Origin of the sequence: Candidatus Thiothrix sulfatifontis, from assembly GCA_022828425.1 — a bacterium.
GTDB classification, from domain to species: Bacteria; Pseudomonadota; Gammaproteobacteria; order Thiotrichales; family Thiotrichaceae; genus Thiothrix; species Thiothrix sulfatifontis.
The window spans coordinates 598,071-621,998 of the sequence record CP094685.1; the positions used below are offsets into that span (position 1 = coordinate 598,071).

The 23,928-nt window shown below is 51.2% G+C and carries 31 protein-coding genes and 1 riboswitch; of the genes, 18 read left to right on the plus strand and 13 right to left on the minus strand.

Annotated features, from left to right (window positions below; genetic code table 11):
* Window position 1: 1 nt before the first annotated feature.
* Both L3K52_03065 and L3K52_03070 read left to right on the plus strand, forming a co-directional pair.
* Complete coding sequence (locus L3K52_03065) at window positions 2-1,228, plus strand: S8 family serine peptidase (protein ID UOG92718.1); 1,227 nt, start codon at window positions 2-4, stop codon at window positions 1,226-1,228.
* A 134-nt stretch (window positions 1,229-1,362) separates the two neighbouring features.
* Window positions 1,363-1,509 (plus strand): hypothetical protein, encoded by a 147-nt coding sequence (locus tag L3K52_03070; GenBank protein UOG92719.1) that lies wholly within the window; start codon window positions 1,363-1,365, stop codon window positions 1,507-1,509.
* Between the two features lie 4 nt (window positions 1,510-1,513).
* Here the strand turns inward: L3K52_03070 and hemF are convergent, their stop codons facing one another.
* Together hemF and L3K52_03080 are read right to left on the minus strand one after the other, a co-directional pair.
* On the minus strand, window positions 1,514-2,431 hold the full coding sequence (gene hemF / locus L3K52_03075) for an oxygen-dependent coproporphyrinogen oxidase (protein UOG92720.1): 918 nt from the start codon (window positions 2,429-2,431) through the stop codon (window positions 1,514-1,516).
* A gap of 58 nt (window positions 2,432-2,489) precedes the next feature.
* Window positions 2,490-3,089 (minus strand): CAP domain-containing protein, encoded by a 600-nt coding sequence (locus L3K52_03080; GenBank protein ID UOG92721.1) that lies wholly within the window; start codon window positions 3,087-3,089, stop codon window positions 2,490-2,492.
* Between the two features lie 112 nt (window positions 3,090-3,201).
* On the opposite strand from L3K52_03080, the gene L3K52_03085 reads away from it, so the two are divergent.
* Window positions 3,202-4,002, plus strand: coding sequence for a sulfite exporter TauE/SafE family protein (locus tag L3K52_03085; protein ID UOG92722.1), 801 nt, complete (start codon window positions 3,202-3,204; stop codon window positions 4,000-4,002).
* Here the strand turns inward: L3K52_03085 and L3K52_03090 are convergent.
* Complete coding sequence (locus L3K52_03090; protein ID UOG92723.1) at window positions 3,997-4,437, minus strand: transcriptional repressor; 441 nt, start codon at window positions 4,435-4,437, stop codon at window positions 3,997-3,999. The two genes, L3K52_03085 and L3K52_03090, sit on opposite strands and share 6 nt — an antisense overlap.
* A gap of 331 nt (window positions 4,438-4,768) precedes the next feature.
* On the opposite strand from L3K52_03090, the gene hemC reads away from it, so the two are divergent.
* Genes hemC through L3K52_03110 form a run of 4 tightly spaced genes read left to right on the plus strand, consistent with a single transcriptional unit; the run spans window position 4,769 to window position 9,087 of the window.
* Window positions 4,769-5,701: a hydroxymethylbilane synthase gene (hemC, locus tag L3K52_03095; protein ID UOG93961.1), complete on the plus strand. Its 933-nt coding sequence runs from the start codon at window positions 4,769-4,771 to the stop codon at window positions 5,699-5,701.
* Window positions 5,694-6,473, plus strand: a complete 780-nt coding sequence (locus L3K52_03100) for a uroporphyrinogen-III synthase (GenBank protein UOG92724.1) — start codon at window positions 5,694-5,696, stop codon at window positions 6,471-6,473. Before hemC ends, L3K52_03100 begins: the two co-directional genes overlap by 8 nt.
* A complete protein-coding gene (locus tag L3K52_03105) occupies window positions 6,470-7,813 on the plus strand; it encodes a uroporphyrinogen-III C-methyltransferase (GenBank protein ID UOG92725.1) in 1,344 nt (447 codons plus the stop codon). Before L3K52_03100 ends, L3K52_03105 begins: the two co-directional genes overlap by 4 nt.
* Window positions 7,810-9,087 carry a heme biosynthesis protein HemY gene (locus L3K52_03110; GenBank protein UOG92726.1) on the plus strand — a complete coding sequence of 426 codons (1,278 nt, stop codon included), beginning with the start codon at window positions 7,810-7,812 and terminating at the stop codon, window positions 9,085-9,087. Before L3K52_03105 ends, L3K52_03110 begins: the two co-directional genes overlap by 4 nt.
* Window positions 9,088-9,092: 5 nt before the next feature.
* Here L3K52_03110 and L3K52_03115 read toward each other — a convergent pair whose 3' ends face one another.
* The 8 genes from L3K52_03115 to L3K52_03150 all read right to left on the minus strand — a co-directional run bounded on the left by L3K52_03115 (window position 9,093) and on the right by L3K52_03150 (window position 13,601).
* Window positions 9,093-10,076: a M48 family metalloprotease gene (locus L3K52_03115; protein UOG92727.1), complete on the minus strand. Its 984-nt coding sequence runs from the start codon at window positions 10,074-10,076 to the stop codon at window positions 9,093-9,095.
* An 84-nt stretch (window positions 10,077-10,160) separates the two neighbouring features.
* A complete protein-coding gene (locus tag L3K52_03120) occupies window positions 10,161-10,412 on the minus strand; it encodes a type B 50S ribosomal protein L31 (GenBank protein UOG92728.1) in 252 nt (83 codons plus the stop codon).
* A gap of 105 nt (window positions 10,413-10,517) precedes the next feature.
* Window positions 10,518-11,033 carry a 3-hydroxyacyl-[acyl-carrier-protein] dehydratase FabA gene (fabA, locus tag L3K52_03125; GenBank protein UOG92729.1) on the minus strand — a complete coding sequence of 172 codons (516 nt, stop codon included), beginning with the start codon at window positions 11,031-11,033 and terminating at the stop codon, window positions 10,518-10,520.
* A 50-nt stretch (window positions 11,034-11,083) separates the two neighbouring features.
* Window positions 11,084-11,941, minus strand: coding sequence for a 4-hydroxybenzoate octaprenyltransferase (gene ubiA, locus L3K52_03130; protein ID UOG92730.1), 858 nt, complete (start codon window positions 11,939-11,941; stop codon window positions 11,084-11,086).
* The gene (locus L3K52_03135) at window positions 11,938-12,255 is read right to left on the minus strand and encodes an NAD(P)H-dependent oxidoreductase subunit E (protein UOG92731.1); all 318 of its coding nucleotides are present in this window, start codon (window positions 12,253-12,255) and stop codon (window positions 11,938-11,940) included. The genes ubiA and L3K52_03135 overlap by 4 nt, the downstream gene beginning before the upstream one ends.
* A 118-nt stretch (window positions 12,256-12,373) precedes the next feature.
* Window positions 12,374-12,556 carry a hypothetical protein gene (locus tag L3K52_03140; protein ID UOG92732.1) on the minus strand — a complete coding sequence of 61 codons (183 nt, stop codon included), beginning with the start codon at window positions 12,554-12,556 and terminating at the stop codon, window positions 12,374-12,376.
* Between the two features lie 211 nt (window positions 12,557-12,767).
* Window positions 12,768-13,130: a polymer-forming cytoskeletal protein gene (locus tag L3K52_03145; protein UOG92733.1), complete on the minus strand. Its 363-nt coding sequence runs from the start codon at window positions 13,128-13,130 to the stop codon at window positions 12,768-12,770.
* A gap of 75 nt (window positions 13,131-13,205) precedes the next feature.
* Window positions 13,206-13,601, minus strand: a complete 396-nt coding sequence (locus L3K52_03150) for a hypothetical protein (GenBank protein ID UOG92734.1) — start codon at window positions 13,599-13,601, stop codon at window positions 13,206-13,208.
* Window positions 13,602-13,787: 186 nt separating this feature from the next.
* On the opposite strand from L3K52_03150, the gene L3K52_03155 reads away from it, so the two are divergent.
* The 10 genes from L3K52_03155 (at window position 13,788) to L3K52_03200 (ending at window position 21,455) form a co-directional block, all read left to right on the plus strand.
* Window positions 13,788-14,504, plus strand: coding sequence for a hypothetical protein (locus tag L3K52_03155; protein UOG92735.1), 717 nt, complete (start codon window positions 13,788-13,790; stop codon window positions 14,502-14,504).
* A 27-nt stretch (window positions 14,505-14,531) separates the two neighbouring features.
* Window positions 14,532-15,905, plus strand: coding sequence for a hypothetical protein (locus tag L3K52_03160; GenBank protein ID UOG92736.1), 1,374 nt, complete (start codon window positions 14,532-14,534; stop codon window positions 15,903-15,905).
* A 4-nt stretch (window positions 15,906-15,909) separates the two neighbouring features.
* Window positions 15,910-16,455 (plus strand): ATP/GTP-binding protein, encoded by a 546-nt coding sequence (locus L3K52_03165; GenBank protein ID UOG92737.1) that lies wholly within the window; start codon window positions 15,910-15,912, stop codon window positions 16,453-16,455.
* The gene (locus tag L3K52_03170; protein ID UOG92738.1) at window positions 16,455-17,102 is read left to right on the plus strand and encodes a hypothetical protein; all 648 of its coding nucleotides are present in this window, start codon (window positions 16,455-16,457) and stop codon (window positions 17,100-17,102) included. Before L3K52_03165 ends, L3K52_03170 begins: the two co-directional genes overlap by 1 nt.
* 38 nt (window positions 17,103-17,140) lie before the next feature.
* The gene (locus L3K52_03175) at window positions 17,141-17,503 is read left to right on the plus strand and encodes a roadblock/LC7 domain-containing protein (protein UOG92739.1); all 363 of its coding nucleotides are present in this window, start codon (window positions 17,141-17,143) and stop codon (window positions 17,501-17,503) included.
* 102 nt (window positions 17,504-17,605) lie between these two features.
* Complete coding sequence (locus L3K52_03180; GenBank protein ID UOG92740.1) at window positions 17,606-18,091, plus strand: PAS domain-containing protein; 486 nt, start codon at window positions 17,606-17,608, stop codon at window positions 18,089-18,091.
* Window position 18,092: 1 nt separating this feature from the next.
* On the plus strand, window positions 18,093-18,842 hold the full coding sequence (locus L3K52_03185; GenBank protein ID UOG92741.1) for a phosphate/phosphite/phosphonate ABC transporter substrate-binding protein: 750 nt from the start codon (window positions 18,093-18,095) through the stop codon (window positions 18,840-18,842).
* A gap of 2 nt (window positions 18,843-18,844) precedes the next feature.
* Window positions 18,845-19,891 carry a hypothetical protein gene (locus tag L3K52_03190; protein UOG92742.1) on the plus strand — a complete coding sequence of 349 codons (1,047 nt, stop codon included), beginning with the start codon at window positions 18,845-18,847 and terminating at the stop codon, window positions 19,889-19,891.
* 161 nt (window positions 19,892-20,052) lie between these two features.
* Complete coding sequence (locus L3K52_03195; GenBank protein ID UOG92743.1) at window positions 20,053-20,781, plus strand: OmpA family protein; 729 nt, start codon at window positions 20,053-20,055, stop codon at window positions 20,779-20,781.
* An 8-nt stretch (window positions 20,782-20,789) separates the two neighbouring features.
* Window positions 20,790-21,455: a hypothetical protein gene (locus L3K52_03200; GenBank protein UOG92744.1), complete on the plus strand. Its 666-nt coding sequence runs from the start codon at window positions 20,790-20,792 to the stop codon at window positions 21,453-21,455.
* Between the two features lies 1 nt (window position 21,456).
* Here L3K52_03200 and L3K52_03205 read toward each other — a convergent pair whose 3' ends face one another.
* Both L3K52_03205 and L3K52_03210 read right to left on the minus strand, forming a co-directional pair.
* Window positions 21,457-21,951 (minus strand): hypothetical protein, encoded by a 495-nt coding sequence (locus L3K52_03205; protein UOG92745.1) that lies wholly within the window; start codon window positions 21,949-21,951, stop codon window positions 21,457-21,459.
* Window positions 21,948-22,733 carry a TatD family hydrolase gene (locus L3K52_03210; GenBank protein UOG92746.1) on the minus strand — a complete coding sequence of 262 codons (786 nt, stop codon included), beginning with the start codon at window positions 22,731-22,733 and terminating at the stop codon, window positions 21,948-21,950. The genes L3K52_03205 and L3K52_03210 overlap by 4 nt, the downstream gene beginning before the upstream one ends.
* Window positions 22,734-22,907: 174 nt before the next feature.
* Between L3K52_03210 and L3K52_03215 the strand changes: the two genes are divergently transcribed.
* Window positions 22,908-23,732, plus strand: a complete 825-nt coding sequence (locus L3K52_03215; protein ID UOG92747.1) for a metallophosphoesterase — start codon at window positions 22,908-22,910, stop codon at window positions 23,730-23,732.
* A gap of 20 nt (window positions 23,733-23,752) precedes the next feature.
* Window positions 23,753-23,893: riboswitch (cobalamin riboswitch) on the plus strand.
* The last annotated feature ends 35 nt before the right edge of the window (window positions 23,894-23,928 follow it).

Here is a 23,928-nt window from a genome sequence, read left to right on the forward strand (position 1 = left end):
CATGCCAGCCGTATTACGCCTTTTTACCCTCATCGCAGCTCTGGGTTTGCTTAGTGCTTGCAGCCCCGTGGAATACAAAGTGATTGGCAAAGCCAGCGATTCGCCCGCTTGCAATCTCAGCAGCAGTATTTGTGTGGAAACGCCGGTATTTCGGCGCGTAGACTACGAAAAAGATGAAATGTTACTCGCTTATGACCAGCAAAAACCCGCTGAGGTCGCGGATGCCGTGCTGAAAAAATACAAATTACGCGCAAAACGCAGTGACAACTTGGATTCTATTGGCACCACCATGATTACGGCAGCGACCAACGGGCAAGACCCTTACGATTTGGTCAAGTCGATTAAAGCCAATGAAACCGAAGTGGAGGCAACCACTAGCAATTTTTATGTTTCCGCCGGTACTAGCGGCACGCTAAGTGGCGAGTATCCCTTGGGCATAACCGGCGCAGACGCGATGCGCCAACGCACCACTGGGCGTGGCGTGGTGGTCGGGATGATTGATACCCCGATTGACATTAACCACGATTCGTTCCGCTCGCCGATTGACCGCATTGAGTTGATTCCGCGAGGCGACGAACGCAATCGTTTGCACGGCACGGAAGTAGCGGGTGTCATTATTAGCCAGAATGCGCGGATTGGGATTGCGCCCGATACTAAATTGATTGCAATCAGTGCGTTCAGTGCTAACCCCGCCAACCCTGACGAGCGCCGCAGCAATTCCAGTTTGGTGGCGCGTGCCTTGGAGCGGGCGATGCGTGAAGGGGTGCAAGTGCTCAATCTCAGTTTTGCAGGCAAGGCTGATCCGCTGGTCGACAAATTGGTCGCGGCAGCGATTCAACAAGGCATTGTGGTGGTGGCGTCGGCGGGCAATGGCGGGCCGGGGGCGCCGCCTGCTTACCCTGCGGCTTTGCCGGGAGTGATTGCGGTAACGGCTGTTGATAAAAATGAGCAGGTATTTAATCGCGCTAATCGTGGCGATTACATTGATTTGTCTGCGCCTGGCGTGGGGATTTTGACAACTGCACCGCACAGTTCCTTTCAAGTGTCGAGCGGTACTTCGTTGGCAACCGCGCATGTGACCGGCGCGATAGCTTTATTGAAGTCGCTGAACCCACATTTCGACCCCGAATCGCTCAAACACACCGCCACCGATTTAGGGCAGCCGAGTCTTGACCGGGATTATGGTCATGGCCTGATCAATATTGAGCGGGCGCTGGCAGTGCAATAGCGGAAATTGCTATAAACTTGATTTTTAGCAAGAATTCGCTTTTTCAGCACTGTTGAATTTGATTTTGCTCAACGCTTCACCGCAAGGCTACCTTTACGATGATTCCATAAATTCACCGCAAAGGAACAAACGCCATGTCAAGTTTTTTCACCAGTTTTGAAGGCATCATTCTAATGTCTGTCTTAACCATCGCTTTTATTTTTGGTTTTATGGGCTATCTGGCTTGGAAATTTTACAAATTGTCTGGTCACAAGCCAGTGCCCGGTGAAAAAAACTGGTGATTCGCTAAGCTTCTGCTAACCAATCACGCGGACGCAGAAAGTCAGTGTATAAACGGGCTTCTTCGCTGCCCGGTTCTGGCTGCCAAGCGTAGCGCCATTTCACCAATGGCGGCAATGACATGAGAATGGACTCGGTGCGTCCGCCCGATTGCAAACCGAACAATGTGCCTCGGTCATAAACGAGGTTGAATTCGACATAGCGCCCTCGGCGGTAAAGTTGAAAATCGCGCTGGGTATCGTTAAACAGCAAGCCTTTGCGTTTGCTAACAATCGGGCGATAAGCATTGATGTAAGTGTCACCGACACTGCGTGTGAAAGCGAACGTTTTCTCGAAACCCCAGGCATTCAAATCATCGAAAAACAGGCCGCCGATACCGCGCGGCTCGTTGCGGTGCTTGAGGAAGAAATAGTCGTCGCACCATTGCTTGTAACTCGCGTAAACATCTTCCCCGAATGGGTCGCACGCTACTTTGGCGGCACGGTGCCAACTGATGCAATCGTCTGCAAACCCGTAATACGGGGTGAGGTCGAAACCGCCGCCAAACCACCATACCGGGTCTTCGCCTGCTTTTTCGGCAATAAAAAAGCGCACATTCGCGTGTGAAGTCGGCACCAACGGATTATTGGGATGAATCACCAGCGAAACGCCTAATGCCTGAAAACTGCGCCCTGCTAATTCCGGGCGTTGCGCGGTTGCTGATGGCGGCAATTTATTGCCAAACACATGCGAAAAATTCACCCCGCCTTGCTCAAATACGGCACCATTGCTAATCACGCGGGTACGCCCGCCCCCGCCTTCGGGACGCTCCCACGCATCTTCAGTAAACGTGACATTGCCATCTTCGGCTGCTAATTGCGCACAAATATCATCCTGCAAGGCCAGCAGGTAGGTTTTGACGGCGGCAATATCCACTTGCGACATGGTGTTCGTACCTTAATGCTTGAAAAACACCTATTGTAGCGGGAAATGGTGCGTGGCTCTAATACGGTTTTATCCCGACGTAATTACCCGGTGGGTTATAGTTGCATACCCAAATCTGGCCTTTGTCGGGGCAAATTGCCATGCCGCAGCCCACTTCGGTGGTCGCATTCCAGACCATCTGGGTGTAATGCCCGCAGGCTTTGCCGGGGGCACAACTGTTAGTGGTATAATCATAGTCAGCTTTTTCATCTGCCCACGCCGTTGCAACTTGGCTGGGGGTGATGGCTTGAACGTCGGTACGTCCGTCGCTCCAGCGCACCGCACTGCCCCAGAACAGGTTTTCGCCGACATTTAAAGGGGCATTGCCTGCCACCGCGCGGTGTTTCATCTCACAATTGTTGTTATTGGCAAGGTAAGTTGCCCATTCTTGGGCGTACTTGGTCATTTGACTTGACCAAGTAAGCGGCATCACCGCCACTGCTGCGCGCGCTTGGTTGTGGGTTTCCAACATTCCACTCAGGGTGCTCGGCTCAGGGGCGGGCGAAACGGGAACCGTGGTAGACGGTGCTGTGGGAGTCGCTGGGAGAGTGTTCGACGAACCGCCGCCGCCACAGGCGCTCAGCAGGGTTATGCCAATGATGACCAGTAGATTGCGCACTTTACCGTCCTCGCATGATGGGATAAAGGGGTTGTGTTCGACTCACACCCTAAAATGGCGCTAACATCATCTTGGTCAGCCGGATGCATGAGTTTACGTGGGAGATTATAGCTTGGAATGGTATTTATTGGTTTCTTTTCTGGCACTGGGTTTAGTGGTGGGCTTTGCGGCAGGGCTGCTGGGCATTGGCGGCGGCGGCATTATGGTGCCGGTGCTGACGGCGTTATTGGTGGCGCAAGGCTTTCCCACTGAGCATGTGGTACACGTGGCGCTGGCAACTTCGATGGCGGCAATTGTGCCCACGGCGTTGGCGAGTATGCGGGCGCACCATGCCAAACAAGCGGTGCAATGGGCGGTGGTGCAACGTATTACGCCGGGGATTTTGCTGGGAACGTTTGCCGCAACATTTTTAGCAACGGTGTTGTCAACACTTAGCTTGGCATGGTTTTTCGCGGCGTTTATGGCGTATGTCGCGGTACAAATGTGGCTGAATATCAAACCGAAACCGCATCGGGAATTGCCGGGCATGGCGGGTTTATCCGTCGCGGGCTTGGTGATTGGTGGCGTGTCAGCGCTGGTCGCGATTGGGGGCGGTTCGTTGTCGGTGCCTTACCTGATGTGGTGCAATGTTGACGTGCGCAAGGCGATTGCGACTTCTGCCGGGATTGGCTTGCCAATTGCGATTGCGGGGACGCTGGGTTATCTCGTCAATGGTTGGGGGCAAACGGGGTTGCCCGCTTACACCATCGGCTTTGTGTATTGGCCTGCGGTGTTGTTAATTGCATCGATGAGTTTTTTCACGACACGTTTGGGGGCAAATTTGGCACATACCTTGCCGGTAGCGGCGTTGAAAAAGGTGTTCGCTGTATTGCTGATTTTACTGAGTGCGAAGATGTTGCATTCGGTGTTATGACGCGCGATTAACCGCGCAATCGGGGCAGCAGCCTTGCAGATTCAAGTCGACTTCTTCCAATTGATAGCCGGGGGGCAGCGCGAACAGCCATGCGGGTTGCAAATTTTCTAAGCAAAATACGTGCTCGCAACGTTTGCAATGGAAGTGGGCGTGTTGGTGGGGAATCCCCATTTGCGCATTGTAGCGCCAGGTACGGTCGGCTCCGGCAATTTTGTGCGCCATGTGGTGTTCGACTAGCCAATCGAGCGCACGGTACAGGGTTACACGGTCAAAACTGAAACCTTGTTGTTGGGCGAGGTGTTCGATTTCTTGATGCGTGAGCGCGGCAGTGGCGGCGAGCAGTATGCCCAACACGCCGATTCTGGCAGGCGTGACACGCCCACTGGCTTGCTGTAATAAGGTACGGGCAGTTTGTTCGTAAGGGGATGTGCTCATGGGTTTAGTATAAACCTTAGCGCAGCCAAAAGTTAAGTAATCAAGGAAGTGCCGGATCCGGGCTAAAGATCCGGCACGTTACAAGCGAAACATATGGGGGCTGATCATCTCGCCCGTCCTTGAACAACCACGTTAAGAGGAAGAAATGGGTATAACTTCCGTGTTATTTTTTCATTCCGTTGGTCGTATGCTTAATGTAGCCTGAATGGAGAAAAAAGCAAGGATTATGACTAAAGTTTAATCGTAAATATTGCCTGAGGATGGAAGTTGCCCCAGCTTTGCCGTAAAGTGCTAGGCTGTTATTCCTTTATTCAATCAGACACGCGCAGGAATCATGTCCGAGATTATTCGTATCGCTACCCGCACCAGCCCGCTCGCCATGTGGCAAGCCGAACACGTCGCTCACCGTTTACAAGCACTTCACCCTGACCTCCAGATTGAAATGGTGGGAATGGTGACGCGTGGCGATAAAATTCTCGACAGCCCGCTGTCTAAAATCGGTGGCAAAGGCTTGTTCGTCAAGGAACTGGAGCTGGGGATGCTGGAAGGCATTGCGGATATTGCCGTGCATTCCATGAAAGACGTGCCGATGGAATTTCCCGAAGGGTTGCACCTGCCGGTGATTTTGCAGCGTGAAGACCCGCGTGATGCGTTTGTTTCCAATCATTACCAGAATTTAGATGCTTTGCCGCATGGCGCTATTGTGGGAACGTCGAGTTTGCGTCGTCAAACTCAAATTCGTGCCCGTTACCCGCATTTGCAGATCAAGGATTTGCGCGGTAATGTGAATACGCGGTTGGCGAAACTGGATAACGGCGAATACGATGCGATTATTCTGGCGGCAGCGGGGTTGATTCGGCTTGAATTCCAAGCACGGATTACCGCTTTTTTATCCACCGAACAAAGCTTGCCTGCAATTGGGCAGGGCGCGGTGGGGATTGAATGCCGCCACAACGACCCACGGGTGGAAAATCTGCTGGCTCCCTTGCGCCATGCAGAAACCACGGTGTGTGTGCGTGCCGAACGTGCCATGAATCAGCGCCTCAACGGTGGTTGTCAAGTGCCGGTGGCAGGGTTTGCGGAATTGCAAGACGGCGCGTTACGGATGCGCGGGTTGATTGGCTTCCCGGATGGTTCGGCGCTGTACACCTGTGAACAACGCGGTTGCACCGTTGACCCGGAGGCTTTGGGTGTAGCGATTGCCGAAGATTTGCTGGCACAAGGTGGGGATAAAGTGCTGGCGTTGCTGGGCATTCATGCCTAAAGCATTGCAGGGCTTGCACATTGCCGTTACTCGCCCTGCGCATCAAGCCGCCGGGTTTCGGCAAGCGTTGCAGCAAGCTGGCGCGACAGTGTTGCCGTTGCCATTGATTGAGATTCGCCCACCGGATAATCAAGCGGCAATCCCGCTCACGTTGGCACAGTTATCGTGTCATGACACCGCCATCTTTATCAGCGCGAATGCCGTGGAATACGGTTTGCCAGCGCTGCATCCGGCACAGCAAGCACTGCTACACCGGATGACGCTGGGTGCGATTGGCAAGCAAACCGCGCAGGCGTTGCAACAGCACGGTTTCACTGCAAACTGGGTTCCCGCACAAGGTTTTACCAGCGAAGATTTTCTGGCATTGCCGCAAACACAGGATTTAGCCGGTCGGCATATCCTAATCTTTCGCGGGCAAGGTGGGCGGGAATTACTCGCTGATACCTTGCGGGAACGCGGTGCACAGGTCACTTATTTGGATGTGTATCAACGGGTTTGCCCACAAATCGACGCTAATCACCTGAAATACCTTCATGAACAGCGTCAGCTTGATATAATCACTATCACCAGCAGCGAGGGAGTGTTGAATTTGCTTACCTTGCTGGAAAATCTCGACTGGATAAAAACGGTTCCCTTGTTGGTCGGTAGCCAGCGCATGTTAGCCACGGCACGCAGCGCTGGATTCACTGGAGCCATTCGCATTGCAGACAACCCCGGTGATGAGGCGATGTTACAGGCGCTGATTCATTGGGCACAGGAATTCCAAGCATGATTGATAAACCAGCGACACACGCAGCCGATAACGATACTTTGCACTCAACAGTGGATGCGGTTGAGCCGATGGGGTCGGCTACAGTGGTTGAAAACAGCGCTGCCGCCTCAAGATCAGCCAGCGCCCGTTTTGCTGCTTTTATGTCCATTTTGGCGCTCTCGTTCACGGTTATCGGCATTGCCGCAGGCTACAAGCATTGGCAGCGCATGAACGATAAAGTGCGCGAAGATGCCGCTGAAATTGCCAACTTGCGTGAACAGCTCAATACGGTGCCGACCAGTGATGCGTTGAATACCTTGCGCGCGGATTTAGAAGCCAAAACCGCTAAATCGCTTAGTAATAATGAGCAAGCCTTACAAGAAATGGCCAGGTTGCAAAACCAAACCCGCCAATTTGCCGATACAGTCGCCTCACAAGTCGAGCAAGTGACCTTTTTGCAAGCGAAAATGCAGCAAAGCGCGACCCCGGCCAGTGCTGCTGAATGGCAGATTGCTGAAGTGGAGTTCCTGTTAAAACTGGCTTCCCGGCAATTGCATCTGGCGCATGATGTACGCACCGCCATCACCGCGCTGAAAGAGGCCGATGTGTTGTTGGCAAAGGTCGGCTCGGTGAATTATTTGCCGGTGCGCCAACAAATTGCGCGGGATATGTCGAGTTTAGAGGCCGTGCCGATACCCGACATTGTGGGCGTATCGCAACGCATCAACGCCATGACGCTAGGTTTGAAGCCGCTACCCGCACTGACTGCGACCCCGGTGACGGAAGAATCCGCGCTTGCAGCAGCGGATGCTGAATCGGTGGTGGCAGGTAATTCGTTATGGGCAGATTACAAGCGTAAATTCTTAGAAACATTGAATGACGCCGTGGTTATCCGCCAACACGACAAGCCTCTGCAAATGCAGTTGGACGCCGACGCCCGTTTGCATTTGTTCCAACTGTTGCAATTGCGGTTGGAAAATTTGCGCTTATTGGTACTTCAAGGCGACGCTGCCGGGTTCAAGGCGCAATTGACTCTGATTCGGGAAACCTTGAATGGCTATTACCCGCCCGATCAGGCCAAGCCGTTATTGGCGGAACTGGACGACATCGGCAAATTGGAGTTGCAGCCGCTTATCCCTGATATTTCGGCCAGCCTCAAGCAGTTGGACAGTGCGCGTCAGGCGGAAACGGCTAGAGTGCTGCAAGAACAATCCGCTGCTGACAGTAAAACGGAGGCGCTTAAGCCCGCCGAGACCGCTGAACCCGCAGCGGAGGATGCTGACGCAGCCAAAACCAGTACTGGCAAAAAACCAGCAAAAAATTCAGGCAAGACTAACGCAGAAGGAGGCAAACGCGAATGATGTTTTACCTAATCGTGTTGCTGATTCTGCTTGCACTGCTGACCTGGCTGGGGCAGTTGGTGTTGGCACACCCCGGTATTGCCACCATTACGTGGGGCGTGTGGAGTCTGGAAATGAAGACTGCCACGCTTGCTGCATTGGTGTTGCTGGCGTGTGTGGGATTTTATTTGCTGGTCACGTTGTTGCGGCACGGCTTTGGGATGCGCCGCAGTTTTAGCCGTTTTCGTGCCGCGCGACTGGGCAGCAAAGCCAACCGTGCGTTGACGCAAGGCTTGATCCAATTGACCGAAGGCCATTGGGATAAAGCCGAAAAGCTGTTGGTGGATCATGCACCTTATAGCGATACGCCGCTGCTGAACTACCTCGCGGCGGCACGCGCGGCACATATGCGTGAAGCGTATGAACGCCGTGACGAATTGCTCAAGCAAGCGATTGAAAGCGACAGCAAAGCCAATGTTGCGGTCGGGGTGTCACAAGCTGAAATGCAATTCGGCAGCGGGCAATTGGAACAAGCCCACGCTACCTTGGTGCGTTTGCGCGAACTGTCCCCCAAGCATCCTTACGTCTTGAAATTGTTGGCGAAAGTGTTGTATCGCCAAGAAAATTGGGACGCGCTGCTGGGATTATTGCCGGACTTAGCCAAGCAAAATCTTCTTAAAAACGACGACATGGGCAAGGTACAAGGCGCGACCCTGAAAGCCATGTTCCAGCATTATGCTAAAGCGGGACAGACCGATAAGCTCCAAGCCATGTGGAAAAAGCTACCGCCTTTGATTCGTGACAACCACGAGGCGATGGTGTTGTATGCCAAAGCGCTGCACACTGCCGGGGACGATTTGGCGTGTAACAGCTTCGTCAACAACATTCTCAATAAGCGTTGGGACGATGACTTGGCGGATTTATACGGGCGGATTCAACACCACAGCCTCGGCAATACCATCCAGCAAGCGGAAAAATGGCAGCTTAGCCAACCCGCGAATAATCCGGCATTGCTGTTGTTGCTGGCGCGGTTGTATAACCAGCAAAAACTGTGGGGCATGGCGAAAAGTTATTACGAAGCCAGCCTCAATCAAGCGCCGAACACCGAAGGCTATTTGGAATTGGCGGAATTGCTGGAAACCATGAAAGAGCCAGCGAATGCGCAGCGCTGCTATCGCATGGGCTTGCGTTATTGCATCCGCGCTGATGGCGAGAAACTGAGCTTGACCCCAACGCAGCGTCCGCAGATAAACCCGCAGACGCCGCCAGCCTTAACCCCCTACAACGGTTTGTAAGGCGCTCACTGAATGGTTTTGAGTAACTGACCGGGGACGGGTTCACCATTTGGGAATAACCCGTTCATTACCCGCAAGTGCATCGCCGCGTTATTGCTCAAACGACTGGATACCGCCAAGTTGTCGAAGTTATCGCCGGGACGCGCCGTCATCAGACGCACTTGGACGGTTTGCCCATTGCCTAGCGGCAGGCGCAAGCCGTCGATCTGGCGCAAATACGTATCACGCCCATTATCGCGGGTGCCACTGCCGTAGCGTCGTGCCTGCCCGATCAATTGTTGCAAGCGCACGTCGTTGTTGGGGTGCGTGGCAAACAAATCGCGATAAGGGTCAGAACTGCCACCTTTGAATTGGTCGTAAGCTTGCAGGGTCGCAATTACATTCGCCATATTCGCAGGGTCGTACCCGGCGCGAGCCAAGTATTCCGCACCCAAACCATCGGCTTCGAGTTCTTGGGTGCGGCTGTAACTGCTCAAGCCAAACTCACCGAGGGTGTTAATCAGCTCTTTGTTGCCGAATTTTTCACCGATTACGCTGGCGGCAAGACCGCCCACGGCATTCCAAGAAGCTTGTTGGACATTGTGACGATCGGCAACGTGACCAATTTCATGCCCCAATACCCCGGCAAGCTCGGCTTCGGAATTCAAATACATCATCAACCCCGTGGTGATGTAAACGTAGCCACCGGGTAAAGCAAACGCATTGACAGCGGGGTCATCCAATACCGTGAAGGTAAAACGCAAGTTATTGCGATGGCTTTGTGACGCCATCAGTTGCCCAATGCGGCTGACGTAAGCTTGTACGCCAGCATCTTGATACGGTGGGCTTTTCGCCAAAATTTCACGGTGGGCTTGTTGCCCGGTTTGAATTTCTTCTGCTTCGGACATCAAGGCCAGTTGCTTTTCACCCGTGACCGGGCTGACCGAACACCCGGCAAGTAAGATTGTGCCACTGACCAGGATGCTGGAAATAAGAGTCGTTAGCCGCATGTTATCGTTCTCCATCAAACACAAAAAAGGCGCTCTGATGAACGCCTTTCAATGATGCATGATTCTGGAACAGTCTGCTAGGGCTTACTTAGCGCCACGTGCATAACGGCTCTTGAACTTGTCTACACGACCAGCCGTGGTGCTAACCGCTTGCTTGCCGGTGTAGAATGGGTGAGATTGGCTAGAAATTTCCACTTTGACCAGTGGGTATTCTTTGCCATCTTCCCAGGTAATATTTTCTCTGGTGTTGACCGTGGAACGGGTCAAAAACGCGAAGCCGCTAGTCATGTCTTGAAAGACGACTTCTCTGTAGTTAGGGTGAATGCCGGGCTTCATGTTGAAATCCTTAAGTTATTCGGGTATGTACGAAAAGCGAAGTATGATAGCGTGATTGAATCCAAACTTCAATCACGGTTTACCGATTCGCTCGCAGTTATTGCATTAGAAATTGTCGGTTGAGGTGAACAACCCAACCCGTAAGTCTTTCGCGCTGTAAATTTCGCGCCCGTCGACTTCCATGGTGCCGTTGCCGATGCCCATTACCAGTTTGCGGGTAATGACGCGGGTTAATTCGATTTTGTAAGTCACTTGCTTGGCTTTTGGCAATACTTGACCAAAGAATTTGACTTCACCCACACCTAAGGCGCGTCCATGACCGGGGTTGCCGAGCCACGCGAGGTAAAAACCGATGATTTGCCACATCGCATCCAAGCCCAAACAGCCGGGCATCACCGGGTCGCCGGGGAAATGGCAATCAAAAAACCATAAGTCGGGGGTAATATCCAGTTCTGCCACAATATGGCCTTTGCCTGCCGTGCCGCCATCCGCACTGATTTCGGCAATGCGATCCATCATCAGCATATTGGGGACAGGTAATTGCGCGTTACCGGGGCCGAACATCTCGCCACGGCCACATTGTAGAAGTTCTTCACGGGTAAAACTGGATTGTCTGGACATAATGCAAGCTCAAAAGTGTCATAAAGCAGGCGATTGTAGCGGAATCTGCTTCAGAAAGCATAATCGGCTGCAATTCCGGCAAATACCGCCATGCCCAGCCAATGATTATTGAGGAAAGCTTGTAAACTGGATTGCGGTTCACGTTCACGAATCAACCATTGTTGGTAGACCGACAGTAACGCCGCCACCACTAATCCCAGCCAATACCACGCCCCGCGTTCGCTCAGAATACCCACAGCAACCAGCAACGCCAACGTAAGAATCTGCAAAATACCGATGATCAAGCGGTCGTGTTGCCCGAACAAAATCGCGCTGGACTTTACCCCGATTTTTACATCATCCTCGCGGTCACACATCGCGTACATGGTGTCATAGGCCGTTGTCCACAGCACCGCAGCCAGAAACAGCAACCACGCCACCAACGGTGGCAACGTGTTTGTTACCGCCGTAAACGCCATCGGAATTGCCCACGCAAACGCTGCTCCCAAATGCACTTGCGGCAAATGGTGGAAGCGCTTCATAAACGGGTAAGTCGCCGCCAATAATACCGCCGCCACCGATAGCGCAATGGTCAAGCCGTTCAACAATAGCACCAACGCAAAAGCGCTTAAGCCTAATACTGCAAATACACCCAAGGCTTCACGCGAGGTGATGTGCCCTGCCGCCAACGGGCGCGTTTTGGTGCGAGCAACGTGTGGGTCAACTTCACGGTCAGCATAATCGTTAATCGCGCAACCGGCAGAACGCATCAGCACCACGCCAGCAACAAACACCAGCAACACCAATAAATCGGGTACGCCTTCCGCCGCTATCCACAGCCCCCACAAAGTAGGCCACAGCAATAAATAAATACCAATCGGGCGGTCAAGGCGTACCAAACGGGCATAATGCCGCCATTTATCCATCATACTGGGTCAAGCATTAAACGTTCGACGGGTTTGCCTTGCTGCAAATGGCTTTCGACGATCTCATCAATGTCGTCTTTATCGACATAGGTGTACCAGATGGCTTCAGGGTAAACGACGATCACTGGCCCTTCAGCACAGCGATTCAAGCAGCCCGCAGAATTGATGCGTGACTTGCCGTCTTTGTGCAAGCCGAGGTCTTTGGTGCGTTGCTTGGCGTAATCGCGCATGGCTTGGGCGTCAAATTGCGCACAACAGGATTCGCCATCAGCACGTTGATTGGTGCAAAAAAAGACGTGGTATTGGTAGTAACTCATGGGTAATGGCTTTTCTGGAAAACAGAAACCGATTATGCCAGACGATAGGATACCCACAAAATAAAACAGGGTGGAAAAATCCACCCTGTTCTGTAGTCAACAGCCTAACGGCCAGTGATCACTTTGGTGCAGCAGGTGCAGCCGGATCAGCAGCAGGTGCGACTGGTGCAGCTTGCTCAGCAGCAGGAGCAGTTTGCATAGCAGGTGCATCAGCTTTAGGTGCTTCAGCAGCTTTTTCGCCACAAGCAGTCAGAGCGAAAGCAGCCAGCAGCGCAGCGATCAGTACACGGTATTGAGTCATTGTTTTATCTCCACAAAAGTTGACTTTAAAAAATAGTTAAGTGATGGTCGCATCGAATACGCGCCTAACACTTGTGGCCTTCTTGTTTCCTTGAAAACCACTGTTCTATATGAGCAATCCTTGCTTATCTTTCATAGGTGTTCCTACGATGCTAAGCGTAGCACTGTTTTAAAATTTATGTATAGATTTTTAATAAAGCAGCAAGCCAGTCTTATTGGTCATCAGAAATACTGTTCATGCTGGCGAGCACACCGTTCACTTCGGCGCCCTCATCCATTTGAATTTCAACGTAATGAATATTACCATTAATCTTAGCAGTGGATTTTAATGAGATGCGCCGGGATGCAAATATATCACCTGATATAGCGCCCGAAACAATAATGAGTGGTGCACGTATTTCCCCCCTCACTTCGCTATCTCCCTGAATATACAAAGCAGCACGCGAGTCCATGGGGGCAACAATATTGCCATTCACTTTTCCGTGAACGTATAAATTGTTCTGAAAAGTGATATTGCCAATAATTTCCAGGTCTTTTTCAAGCAACGAAGCTGAAGAGGTGTTTCTGGTTGTCATGTATTTGTCTTATTTATTGAGTTCGTAAAAACAAAGTAATCAAGTCAAGGATACTAGCAGGTGTCTGACGAAACATCATGTGTTATTGCCATGTGCCCGCATTTGTTCCAGCTCATTTTCCAATACCGCAATGGTATCGTCGCGCATCTGCAAATCTTCTAACAACGCTTGCACGCGAATTTCATAAGTTTCCAAGCGCTCCAGCACGTCATCATCCGGTTGCGTGCTGTTTTCTAAACGTGCTGTTAGTTTTTCAGCACGTTCCTCGGCTTCTTTCAAATCGCGGCGCAAGGTCGCATTCTCACGATGGCATTGTTCCAAGCGAAACCGCGCATCAAAAGGGTCATCGACCGTTTCTGGAGCCAATGTGTGTGATTGTGCCGTTTTATTACCAGCCCACCAGCCAATGGCCAAGCCGCTTACCACCGCTAGTGCCAACAACAAAGCAATTTGTATTGTTAGGTAAAACATCGGCGTCCTCTTGCCTTAAATCACCAGACTGCCCTATTGTAGCAGCATCGTGCCACTAGAGAGCCTCACCTTTCATCAGAAAAACATTTTTCCCCGTTGTTTATAGACTATGATTAAAATGTCTTCTTCTATTCTGATAGAATATACTATAAATCATGATTGAGTGTTTGGTGTGAACCTGAAATTATGTTAGGAAAATTGCTACGCAGCGGGAAAACCCAGCCCCCGCCGGAATTGCCCTTGGCTTTTAGTCTTGCGTCTGAGCGACAGCTCCGGCTGCATCAGCACCATGACGTTTTGGGCGTGTGGCGTTTTCTTTCTCACCACATTTGCCGCTACCCACAGGATTTACGTGCACACACCCAGCGCATTTTGTTGACACAGCACGAGTCATTGCGTAATTATTTAGCAGGTAGTCTTCAGGATTTATTTCTGGCCTTGGACGGTGCAGGTTCGTTGCTACGCGAACGCTTGTTTAATTTGGTGAAAGACGACTTGAATCGCCAAGATGAGATGTTTTTCCAGCAATGGCTGGCAGCACCGGCAGCGCTTGACGATTACCAGCAATGGCGCGAGGGATCGGTTTTATCCACTGGGCAAGAAACCTCCGGGGTCAAATTGCTAATGCTTGAGCGTGCTCAAGAAGCGGCTCAATATTCCAATGTGATGGAAGAAGTTTTCGCTTGTTTGGAATACGGTCAGATTGATACTGCCCGCGAGTTATTGGAAGCCGAAGTTCTCGCAGGCAACACCGAGGTAGCAATGGAGCAGGAGCTTGTGAACATTTATCAGTACACGCGCAGCAAGGATGGGCTGAATACCATGGTCGAGCGGATGCAGGCAGCGGGGCGCGAAATTTCTGCCCTGTGGCTGGAGAAGCAGCAGGAATCCGAACAATGGTAAAAAAATAACGATAAGCAGGCTGGATTTATGCTGAAACATTCTAAAACAGGCCCCTTGAAAGTTGCGTTGCTGGCGATTAGCCCGCACAACCGAGCAATACTTGAGTTTTTTTTCTCAGGTGCTGGGCGCAATTTATTTCGGGTGGTGCCAGAAGCCGAGGCTGATGCCTTTATTCTGGATCATGATCACCCTGATGCGAAGGAAGATTGGCAACAGCGGACGGCTGCACACAAACCGGGCATTATTTTGTCGGTGCATCCCGCTGAATTACCGAACTGCATCTGGATTCCTAAACCCTTGACCTCACGTGCTTTGACTGATGCCGCTGACAGGGTACACGAGTTACTGGTGACGTTGGAATCGAAGTCTCACAAAGTGCAACGCCCCTTGGCGGATTCAAGTGCAGAAATTGCTGCTGAGAAACCCTTGGTACAGCACGCGCAAGCCCATTTTCGTGACCTGCCGCAACCGTTTGGGGTGGCAGCATCCGCGCAACGTGCTGATAAAAAATTGCGCTCGCTGGTCATCAATCTGCCCGATGAAGACGAAACCGAGGAGCAGGCTCCCCCCGCTACACCCCTGCCTGAAGCGGACATTCCCGCCAGCGTGTTTGATCCGGCGGAAGTGGATATTCCTTTGGAGGAAATCGATCGCCCTGTCGATGATTCATTGTCTCAGGAAGAGGCAGAGAATCGTTGGAAAGCATTGTGTGGTGAACAAGACGACGTGGCGTCCATGGCTGATATAGCGTTATTTACCCCGGAAAATTACGTGCTCAGCACAATTTTAGAAGCCATACGGGTCGCAAGAGATTCACAACAAACCGTGTATCTTAAATTATCAGCGCAAAATTACGCTTTACTGATGCCGCAGCAAGGGCTGGCGCACTGCACATTGGACACCCGATCAGAAGAATTTCGCATCCTGTGCAATAATCCCGTACAAACGGGGCAAATTGCGCTACATATACCCAACGGTGCGGAACTTGAAAGATTAGAACAGCATGCAGCGCACAATGCTGAGATGCTGTTGGATCTGGAGGCCTTTGCGTGGGTCAGCAGTTTATTGACTGCACGCGGTCGTTTAGGGCGTGGTGTTGAGATTGAGCAAAAGATTTCGCTGAAATACTGGCCAAACCTGACACGTCTTGAGCAATTCCCCCACATTATGCGTATCGCTGCTTTGTGGAATCAACGCCCGGCAAACGCGCTGGATATTGCCAAGGCTTTGGTCATTCCGCAACGCTATGTATTTGCATTCCACACCGCAGCTAATGCACTTAACTTGTTTGAAATGGATCAGAACAAACTCAAAAGTCGGGAAAAAGAGAAGCCGCAGCAGGAAAATCGTGGCTTCTTCTCGCGCTTGTTGAAGCGTTTGTTGGGAGGGGGGACGAAATAGCTTTATGAGTAGCATGATTAACCGCAAAATTATTTTCACAGGCCCGGTCGGTGCTGGTAAAACCACTGCCATCGCCGCCATCAGTGATATAAAACCCATTTCGACCGATGAATACGCTTCGGACATGACCAAAAGCCGCAAGCCGCAAACCACGGTGGCGATGGATTATGGTTTGATCCGCTTGGGTGAAAACGAGCGGGTGCACCTATACGGTACGCCCGGTCAGGAACGCTTTGATTTTATGTGGGATATTTTGACTAAAGGTGGAATCGGCTTGATTTTGCTACTGGACAATACCCGCAAGGATCCGTTTCAAGACATCCGCTTCTACACGAACGCTTTCCGCGACTTCATTGAAAAGCAGCAAATGGTGGTGGGAGTGACACGCATGGATTTGCACCGCAAACCAGGCTTGATCGAATACCGGCATTATCTGGAATCGTTGTCACTGCAAGCGCCGGTGTTCGAGGTCGACGCACGCAGTCATAAAGATGTCACCATGCTGATTCAGGCGTTGTTATTCTCACTGGATCCCGGAGTAAGCAACTGATGAGCGAATACATACTCACCGAAAACTTGCATCTGGGCGTGACCCCGGCAGGTACTTATTATGCGGTACAAGACAATGCCGCAGAACCGGGGCGGGTATTTTTACACCGCTTGTTTCAGGAAGCTGTTACTCCACTGTTTACGGTTGATATTGCCTGTGAGCTTAGCGGCTACAAGAAAAAGCGTGCATTGGAATTCGTCCACTGGATGCAAGAAGCCGGGATGATTCTGGGGCAAGAGCAAGATGAGTCTGCACCGGAAGAAACGCTGGAGCGTTTACTGCCTAAATTATTGCGTACCCTGTCTGATGAGGGCAAGGCGATTTTGGCGGAAAGCCGGGGGCTGTATTTGGGCAGTGCCGGTTTTACCCACGAAGCAGCTGAAGAGCTTGCCGCCTTAAGTGCCAACTTGACGGCAGTGTATTCTCGCCATAAAGAATTGTTGCATGGCAATTTGGGCTATCGTCAACGGGCGTGGGGTCTGGTGGATGCCAGTGGTAACAGTGAAGTCGGTTTTTGGCCGCTCTACATTGGTCAAAACCGTTTTACCCTGATTATTGGCGGCATTCCCCAATTTAACCAGCCAGACTTCAAACGCTTGGTGTGGGCGCTGGAAATGCGTTACGGCAATACTGAAATACCTGTATAAATTGAATTAACTATTGATAATCAAGGAGAAAACGCGACATGCGCTCTGAAATGCTGAATTCTATTCTTAGTGACCTAAACGGTTCGTCTGCGGATATCGAAGCCTCTGCGGTTTTGTCTACGGATGGTTTGATGATGGCCTCGATGTTACCCGGTGGTATGGACGAAGACCGCGTGGGCGCAATGAGTGCTGCGATGTTGTCTTTGGGCGATCGCACGGCAGAAGAATTGGCGCGTGGTGCGCTGGAACAAGTGCTGATTAAAGGCGCTAGAGGCTATATTTTGATGACACACGCAGGCAATGAAGCGGTGGTGACAGTATTGGCGAAACCGAATGCACGTCTTGGTCTGATTTTCTTGGACGTGAAGCGTGCTGCCGAGAATATCGGCAAAATTATCTAATCGCTAAGCTGAATATCATAACAATAAAGTTGTCTCAACCCATGCCTGACGGTTTATTGCTACGCCGTTTTAGATTGCGGGAAGCCAACACGGAGTGATGTGATGGAAGATATGACAAACAAGGACGTGGAAGCGCCTTACACGGCGCATCAGTTACATTATTACGACGGTACTTCGCGGCGTGTACTGGTGAGGGACGAAGAAACACCTTTTCCAGAAGGTAAGTTAATTGTGTCGCGCACGGATTTGCGTGGCATTATCACCCATTGTAATCAGGCATTTGTGGAAATGTCTGGTTATTCTGAAACCGAATTGCTTGGGCAGCCACAATACATTTTGCGGCATCCCGATATGCCGAAAGCCATTTTCAAGGATGCGTGGGAAACGGTGGCACGGGGCGAAAAATGGCACGGTTACATTAAGAATTTGTGTAAAAACGGGTGTTATTACTGGGTGTATGCCACGATAATTCTCAATATGCGGGCAGGAAATGCGATCAGTTGTACCTCGGTAAGACGCAAACCTTCGCGCACCCAAGTCGATGCCTGCATTGCGTATTACGCGCAGTTAAAGCAAGCGGAGGTCTGAAATGAAGCCTTATGTAATGAGTGTCAGCCCCGATTTTCCACCCGCACAGATTGCAGGTTGGTACATTTTTAACACGTGGTTGCAACGCCAGTTGGATGTGCCCATTCACGTGAGTTTGTTTGATGATTTTGCCAGTCAGCGGGCAGTGATTCAGCAAGATGGGATCGACCTGATTTATGCCAACCCTTTCGATGCGGCAATGTTGGTGCGCGAAAAGGGTTTCACTGCCATTGCAACGCCGTTGCACAAATCGGATGAGGCGATTATTGCGGTGGCGGTCGACTCACCCGTGCAATGTATCGAAGATTTGTTGCCGGGTATTCGGATTGCGGCAACCGATGACCCGGATGTGAACCTGATCGCGATGATTATGTTAGAGCCTGCGGATTTATCGGCGCAAAATATCCAAACCCATACGGTGGATACTTATGTGTTGGTGGCTAAGCGCTTATTGCAGGAGCAAGCGGATGTTGGATTTTTCCTGCGGGATGCGTTTGAAGCGCTCTCTGGCATGATTCGCCGCCAGTTGCGTGAATTGATTCGCAGCGAAATACACGTGATTCGCCATGTGTTGTTGGCAGGCCCACGTTTGCAAGCGCAGCATGAGTCATTGCGCCGTATTTTGCCAGCCATGAGTGCTGACCCCAAGAGCCAAGGCGTTTTAGCCAGCATGGGTTTGCAAGGCTGGGAAATACAGGAACAGGAAGATACCGAATTTATGATTGACCTGATGGATACATTGGTTAACTAAGCATGAAAAAACTGACCTATTTTCACCAGCAGGTGCGCTCCCGTTTATTGCGGGCGTTAATTTCTGTGTCATTGGTAGGAACGTGTTTGTCTGGCACGGCTCTAGCAGCAGATAGTGCTTGGGAGGTTCAGTCCGGCAATACTTTGGGCAAGATTGTTGCTGAAAAATATCCCGGTTATGACAACCGTCAGGCGATTATGCGGGAAATCCTCAAACGGAACCCGCAAGCTTTTCGCAGTGAAAATATTAATAGCTTGATTGTGGGCAAAACGCTTCAGCTCCCTGAGCCCGCTGACATTCCTGAGCTTAAACCGCCGGTTCCCAAGCCTGCTGAAGGTGTTGACCCCGCGCTCCAAGAAAAAGTACAAGCGCTAACGGTACAGGTCACGGAACTCGAAGAAACCATTACCATTTTAGAAGAGGAAAATGCCTCGTTACAGGAAATGGTGAATGAGGCGGCAGCAGGCAAACCTACCACTGAGCCAGTGTCCGCGCCATCCCCGGTTGATGACGCATTGCCACAGCGCTTGGCGGAGGCAGAAAAAGCCTTGTCTGCGAGTAAAGCCACTAATACCACGTTAGAGGAACAACTGGCAGCAATTCAGCGCGAAAACGAAGTATTGCAGAATGACCTGCAACAAATTCGCGCGGCGGCAGCAGTGGCAGAAACCAAAGCGGTAGGCTCGGGTAACTTGCCGTGGATTTTACTCGGTTTGCTAACGCTATTGACTCTGCCACTGTTGTGGCTGTTGCAGCGCCAACGTGCAGTAGCACCCGTTGCAGCCGTAACCAGTCGCGTGATCACCGAGCCAACGGCATCGGTTGAGGTACCGCCGCTGCCCGTCATGACGGATTTGCCGCCTGCAACGACCAGTATTGTACTTCCCTCAGATGAAAACCCGGACGCTGCCCTCAAGCTGGATATTGCTCGCGCGTATTTGGATTTGCGGGATTCGACAGGCGCTGCTGACATTTTGCAGGATGTTTTGGTCGAAGGCGGCGAACAGCAACGCCAAGAAGCCCGCGAAATTTTATCGTTTATTACTTGATAAAACCGTTAATCTTTATAAATTAGCAGTTTATCCTGCTGATCTGCTGCTTATCCCCCTCTATCCTGTTGTCACTGGCGAATATATCGCGATGCTTCTAATCTCAAGACTCAACCATTGGTCTATATTCTATGGTTCGAGTAATAGATTGGGAGCATCTAATGGCTTTTTCCGTAACCGTGAGCAAACAGCAAGTCATGCCGTTTGCTGCGCTGCTGGCATTGGTAGCAGTCACCGTCTTAACTTTGTTGAGTTTGTGGGTGCAACAACCGGCGATTGAAACAGATTTATTGCAACGTACCCGCCAAGCATTAGCGGAGTCGGGTTTGCCCACGCATTTGGTTCATTTTAATGGGCGTGATGGCGTCTTGACCGGAACCGTTGCCGGTGAAACAGAGGGGCAACGCTTGCAACAAATCGTTAGCAATGTTTACGGGGTGCGTCACGTTGAGAATCGTCTTATCCCTGTGAGTACGGCTTCCGCACAGGCCGACAGTTTGGAAATTCCCGCCGCACCCGCTGGGTTACATACCCCATCTAAACGTTTTCCCATTGAAAAAATTGATTTGAGTGCCATTCAATTTGAGTATTCCAGAGCCGAATTAGACGGCGAGGCTATGGCTGCGTTGGAGCAAGTGCTGGTTGAATTGCGTCAACAGCCGACAATGATTATTGAAGTTTCCGCACACACCGACCACGGCGGCACGGCACTGGGTAATTTGACGGTCAGTCAAGCGCGCGCCGAAGTGATCCGCAATTACTTATTGTCGCAAGGCATCGAAGCTAAGCAGGTGCAAGCTAAGGGCTACGGTTCTACCCGCCCAATCGTGGACGCCAGCGCCACAGATTCGGAGCGAAACCGTCGGATCGCTATTACGGTGTTGGAGTAATAGCGGCAATGTTCTATCTCGCTCTCCAAATGGTGTCGTGGCTCAGCATTGCAGTCTTGATCGGTGCACTGTTGGGCGCTTGGGTTGTGAGATGGCATTGTGCCCGCGAAGCAGCGCAATGCCTGACCGAATTGGCAGGTTTGCGGCGCAATTATCAAGATGCGAGGGCAGACAATGCGTATTTGCGCGATAAAGCCCGTCAGTTGGAAAAAGTCTTGCGCAAAATTAGTACACCGTCAGCAGCAAGCGATTATGGTCAGTTCCTAGAACTCAGGAAAACACTGGAAAAGACTCGGCGCGAATACCAACACCTGCTGGAACAATACCACGCGCAAGAAAAAACCTTGGCTGATTGGCGCGTTGAGCGGCAACGTCAGCAGCAGGTATGCACGGCGATGCAAGCGGCTCCCGCTACAACTGCCAAGGAAGATGCGCTGCACTCTGCATCAGCAGCCGATAGCTTGCTGTCAGGCGCTGCACCGCACGACGATCTGACCCGCATTCAAGGCATTAGCCAACAATTAGCCAGTCACTTGAAGGCGCTAGGCATTGTTACCTACCGCCAAGTGGCTGAATTTACCACGGATGACGTGCAGCACATTCAACGCATTATCGGCACAGATCTGTATCAACCGCCAGAAACGTGGGTGCAAAACGCACGTGCCTTATGCTGACTCAAAACTTAGAAGGTTTTTGGTGAGTGCGCATAATCAGAAAACCCTTCTTCAATTCCGCATGATAAATCAAGCCGATTTCACGGCCTTCAGCGCTGCCAGTAAAGCAGGTTTCGCGCCCTAACGCTGCCGGTTGCCACCAAGGAGCCGGGGGTTGCTGCGTCATGAAGGTGTTTTGTAAGACCTCAGAGCTTAAATTTTGTTGTTTCAAACCGTTTTGACGGATGAAATATTCGACTGCTGAGCGCTCCATGCCAAACGCAAACCACGAGGTATTGCTTTCCGCAGATGTCTGATTACTGGCTTGCACTTCGCTCACTTTAGTCGGTTCAGTACCAAACCAGTTGGCAAGCGCTTGTTTGGCACGTTCGGGGTCGGCAATACGCAAACTGGTTTTAGATGCCGGAAAAAACAGTTCCGCAATGTAAGGCGTCAGTGCCAGACTTACCCCAGAAAGGATGGCTAAGATCATTAGGGTTGGAAAAAAGTATTTCATAAAGACTCGTGTTGCAGTTTAAATAAGTGTAACGCATTCGCGGTGGTTATTTCAGCAATGTGCTCAAGGCTTTCACCCCGTAATTCTGCCAAGCTTGCCGCAATCACTGGCAGGCGTGTAGGGTCATTGCGTTTACCACGCCATGCACTGTCCGGCTGATCAGGTGCGTCCGTCTCCAATAGCAGCCGCTCCAGCGGTACATTGGCAAGTACCTGCCGCAGCCGTTGTGCGCGAGGATACGTCACGGTGCCGCCCACCCCCAAATAAAACCCTAATTTGATCAACATATCGGCTTGCTGCTGACTGCCTGCAAAACTGTGGATCACGCCACCTAAATTTTTTTTATCAGAAAAGCGTCGAATGTGTTTGAGAACACAGTCAAGCGAGCGGCGAGCGTGGATAATGAGTGGCAGCTCGAATTCGCGAGCGAGTATTAAATGGGCGATAAATAAAGATTCTTGTTCCATTACGCTCAGTTCTGGCAAGAAAAAATCCAACCCGCATTCGCCAATCGCGACGGGTTGTTCTTGTTTTAACCAGTGGCGCAATGACACAAGATCAGTAGGGGCATGTTCAGCAAGGTACACCGGGTGTAAGCCATAGCTTGCATGAAAATGCGGCGAAGTCGCGCAAATATCGCGCAGTCGAGGCCAGTGCTTGGCGCTGATGGCAGGAAAAATCAGGTCGCTAACGCCAAGTGCGCTCATTTTATCTACTAATAATGACCGATCGTCGGCAAAATCAGGTTCATCGAAGTGGCAGTGTGTGTCGATCAGTCTCATTTGCAGTAAAGTACAATATAATGAATGGAATGAATAGGATGTGGCTGGTGTTGATGATCGCTATTGGCGAATATTGTTACCCAAAAAAGAAACTAGCCAATCCATCGAAAATAATTATAAGATGTTGTTATGTGGTCAGTTACGCTTAAAACAGGCTCGTGAGGGGCTATTAATATGAAAAAAACACCTGACGCGGTGCATCTATTTCAAGTGACGGATAGCCATTGCTATGCCAGCGATGACAGTCGCCTGACTTGGACGGATCTGCCGATTTATCCCAATTTGTCATTGCAGGCGATGCTGGCACATTTGGGCGCGGAGGCACAGGGTTACAGTGCATTGTTATTGACAGGTGACTTGGCACAGGAAGAAATTCCGGCAACTTATCAGCGCGTCAATGCCTTGTTGAACAGTTTCCCTTTGCCGGTCTACACCATTCCCGGTAATCACGATATTCCGCAAATGATGCAGGAACATCTGAATGGCAATGTCACCATGCCGGAACACGTTACTTTGGGCGTGTGGCACTTATTATTGCTGAATACCCATGCCGATGGCAAACCCGACGGACGTTTAACCGATGCGCAATTTGAACGTTTTGAGCAGCACCTCGCGACGCTTCCTGACGATCACTTTGCTGCTATTTTCATGCACCATCACCCGGTGCCGATAGACAGCGAGTGGATGGATGTGATGGGCTTGCGGCAGAAAACGTATTTTTGGAATGTGATTGCGCATTTCCCGCAAGTCAAAGTGGTGTTCAACGGGCATATTCACCAAGAATTCAACGGCAAGCATGAGTATGCCGATGGACGTAGTGTGGCGGTTCACGGCACACCGGCTACGTGTGTGCAAATGAAACCCGTGCGCAAAAACATTGAGTTTGACCACAGCAAACCGGCATGGCGTGATATTGCGCTGTTGGCGGATGGCAGGGTGGAAACGCATGTGCATTATCTGCCCTTCGTGGTTCATGCCGATGCGCTCGACTCCATTTGACAGTGGCGGCTTAATCCCGTAGTTTGCAGCGCTGTTTAGGTGCGCTCATTGCGGTGAGCGTTAAACGGGAAGTTGGTGCAACACCAACACTGCCCTCGCAACGGTAAGCAGGTTTGATCAATCTGATAAGTCCGACACCGGCCTGACAAGGCGCGACTTTCGAGTCGTTTTCACATGCGTGCGCGATGGGCGCAGC

What these genes read in the sequence shown, in the direction of transcription:
- L3K52_03065 (UOG92718.1), top strand. Translation starts at nt 2, where the DNA reads ATGCCAGCCGTATTACGCCTTTTTACCCTCATCGCAGCTCTGGGTTTG.
- L3K52_03070 (UOG92719.1), top strand. Translation starts at nt 1,363, where the DNA reads ATGTCAAGTTTTTTCACCAGTTTTGAAGGCATCATTCTAATGTCTGTC.
- hemF (UOG92720.1), bottom strand. Translation starts at nt 2,431, where the DNA reads ATGTCGCAAGTGGATATTGCCGCCGTCAAAACCTACCTGCTGGCCTTG.
- L3K52_03090 (UOG92723.1), bottom strand. Translation starts at nt 4,437, where the DNA reads ATGAGCACATCCCCTTACGAACAAACTGCCCGTACCTTATTACAGCAA.
- L3K52_03100 (UOG92724.1), top strand. Translation starts at nt 5,694, where the DNA reads ATGCCTAAAGCATTGCAGGGCTTGCACATTGCCGTTACTCGCCCTGCG.
- L3K52_03105 (UOG92725.1), top strand. Translation starts at nt 6,470, where the DNA reads ATGATTGATAAACCAGCGACACACGCAGCCGATAACGATACTTTGCAC.
- L3K52_03110 (UOG92726.1), top strand. Translation starts at nt 7,810, where the DNA reads ATGATGTTTTACCTAATCGTGTTGCTGATTCTGCTTGCACTGCTGACC.
- L3K52_03115 (UOG92727.1), bottom strand. Translation starts at nt 10,076, where the DNA reads ATGCGGCTAACGACTCTTATTTCCAGCATCCTGGTCAGTGGCACAATC.
- L3K52_03120 (UOG92728.1), bottom strand. Translation starts at nt 10,412, where the DNA reads ATGAAGCCCGGCATTCACCCTAACTACAGAGAAGTCGTCTTTCAAGAC.
- fabA (UOG92729.1), bottom strand. Translation starts at nt 11,033, where the DNA reads ATGTCCAGACAATCCAGTTTTACCCGTGAAGAACTTCTACAATGTGGC.
- ubiA (UOG92730.1), bottom strand. Translation starts at nt 11,941, where the DNA reads ATGATGGATAAATGGCGGCATTATGCCCGTTTGGTACGCCTTGACCGC.
- L3K52_03135 (UOG92731.1), bottom strand. Translation starts at nt 12,255, where the DNA reads ATGAGTTACTACCAATACCACGTCTTTTTTTGCACCAATCAACGTGCT.
- L3K52_03140 (UOG92732.1), bottom strand. Translation starts at nt 12,556, where the DNA reads ATGACTCAATACCGTGTACTGATCGCTGCGCTGCTGGCTGCTTTCGCT.
- L3K52_03145 (UOG92733.1), bottom strand. Translation starts at nt 13,130, where the DNA reads ATGACAACCAGAAACACCTCTTCAGCTTCGTTGCTTGAAAAAGACCTG.
- L3K52_03150 (UOG92734.1), bottom strand. Translation starts at nt 13,601, where the DNA reads ATGTTTTACCTAACAATACAAATTGCTTTGTTGTTGGCACTAGCGGTG.
- L3K52_03155 (UOG92735.1), top strand. Translation starts at nt 13,788, where the DNA reads ATGTTAGGAAAATTGCTACGCAGCGGGAAAACCCAGCCCCCGCCGGAA.
- L3K52_03160 (UOG92736.1), top strand. Translation starts at nt 14,532, where the DNA reads ATGCTGAAACATTCTAAAACAGGCCCCTTGAAAGTTGCGTTGCTGGCG.
- L3K52_03165 (UOG92737.1), top strand. Translation starts at nt 15,910, where the DNA reads ATGAGTAGCATGATTAACCGCAAAATTATTTTCACAGGCCCGGTCGGT.
- L3K52_03170 (UOG92738.1), top strand. Translation starts at nt 16,455, where the DNA reads ATGAGCGAATACATACTCACCGAAAACTTGCATCTGGGCGTGACCCCG.
- L3K52_03175 (UOG92739.1), top strand. Translation starts at nt 17,141, where the DNA reads ATGCGCTCTGAAATGCTGAATTCTATTCTTAGTGACCTAAACGGTTCG.
- L3K52_03180 (UOG92740.1), top strand. Translation starts at nt 17,606, where the DNA reads ATGGAAGATATGACAAACAAGGACGTGGAAGCGCCTTACACGGCGCAT.
- L3K52_03185 (UOG92741.1), top strand. Translation starts at nt 18,093, where the DNA reads ATGAAGCCTTATGTAATGAGTGTCAGCCCCGATTTTCCACCCGCACAG.
- L3K52_03190 (UOG92742.1), top strand. Translation starts at nt 18,845, where the DNA reads ATGAAAAAACTGACCTATTTTCACCAGCAGGTGCGCTCCCGTTTATTG.
- L3K52_03195 (UOG92743.1), top strand. Translation starts at nt 20,053, where the DNA reads ATGGCTTTTTCCGTAACCGTGAGCAAACAGCAAGTCATGCCGTTTGCT.
- L3K52_03200 (UOG92744.1), top strand. Translation starts at nt 20,790, where the DNA reads ATGTTCTATCTCGCTCTCCAAATGGTGTCGTGGCTCAGCATTGCAGTC.
- L3K52_03205 (UOG92745.1), bottom strand. Translation starts at nt 21,951, where the DNA reads ATGAAATACTTTTTTCCAACCCTAATGATCTTAGCCATCCTTTCTGGG.
- L3K52_03210 (UOG92746.1), bottom strand. Translation starts at nt 22,733, where the DNA reads ATGAGACTGATCGACACACACTGCCACTTCGATGAACCTGATTTTGCC.
- L3K52_03215 (UOG92747.1), top strand. Translation starts at nt 22,908, where the DNA reads ATGAAAAAAACACCTGACGCGGTGCATCTATTTCAAGTGACGGATAGC.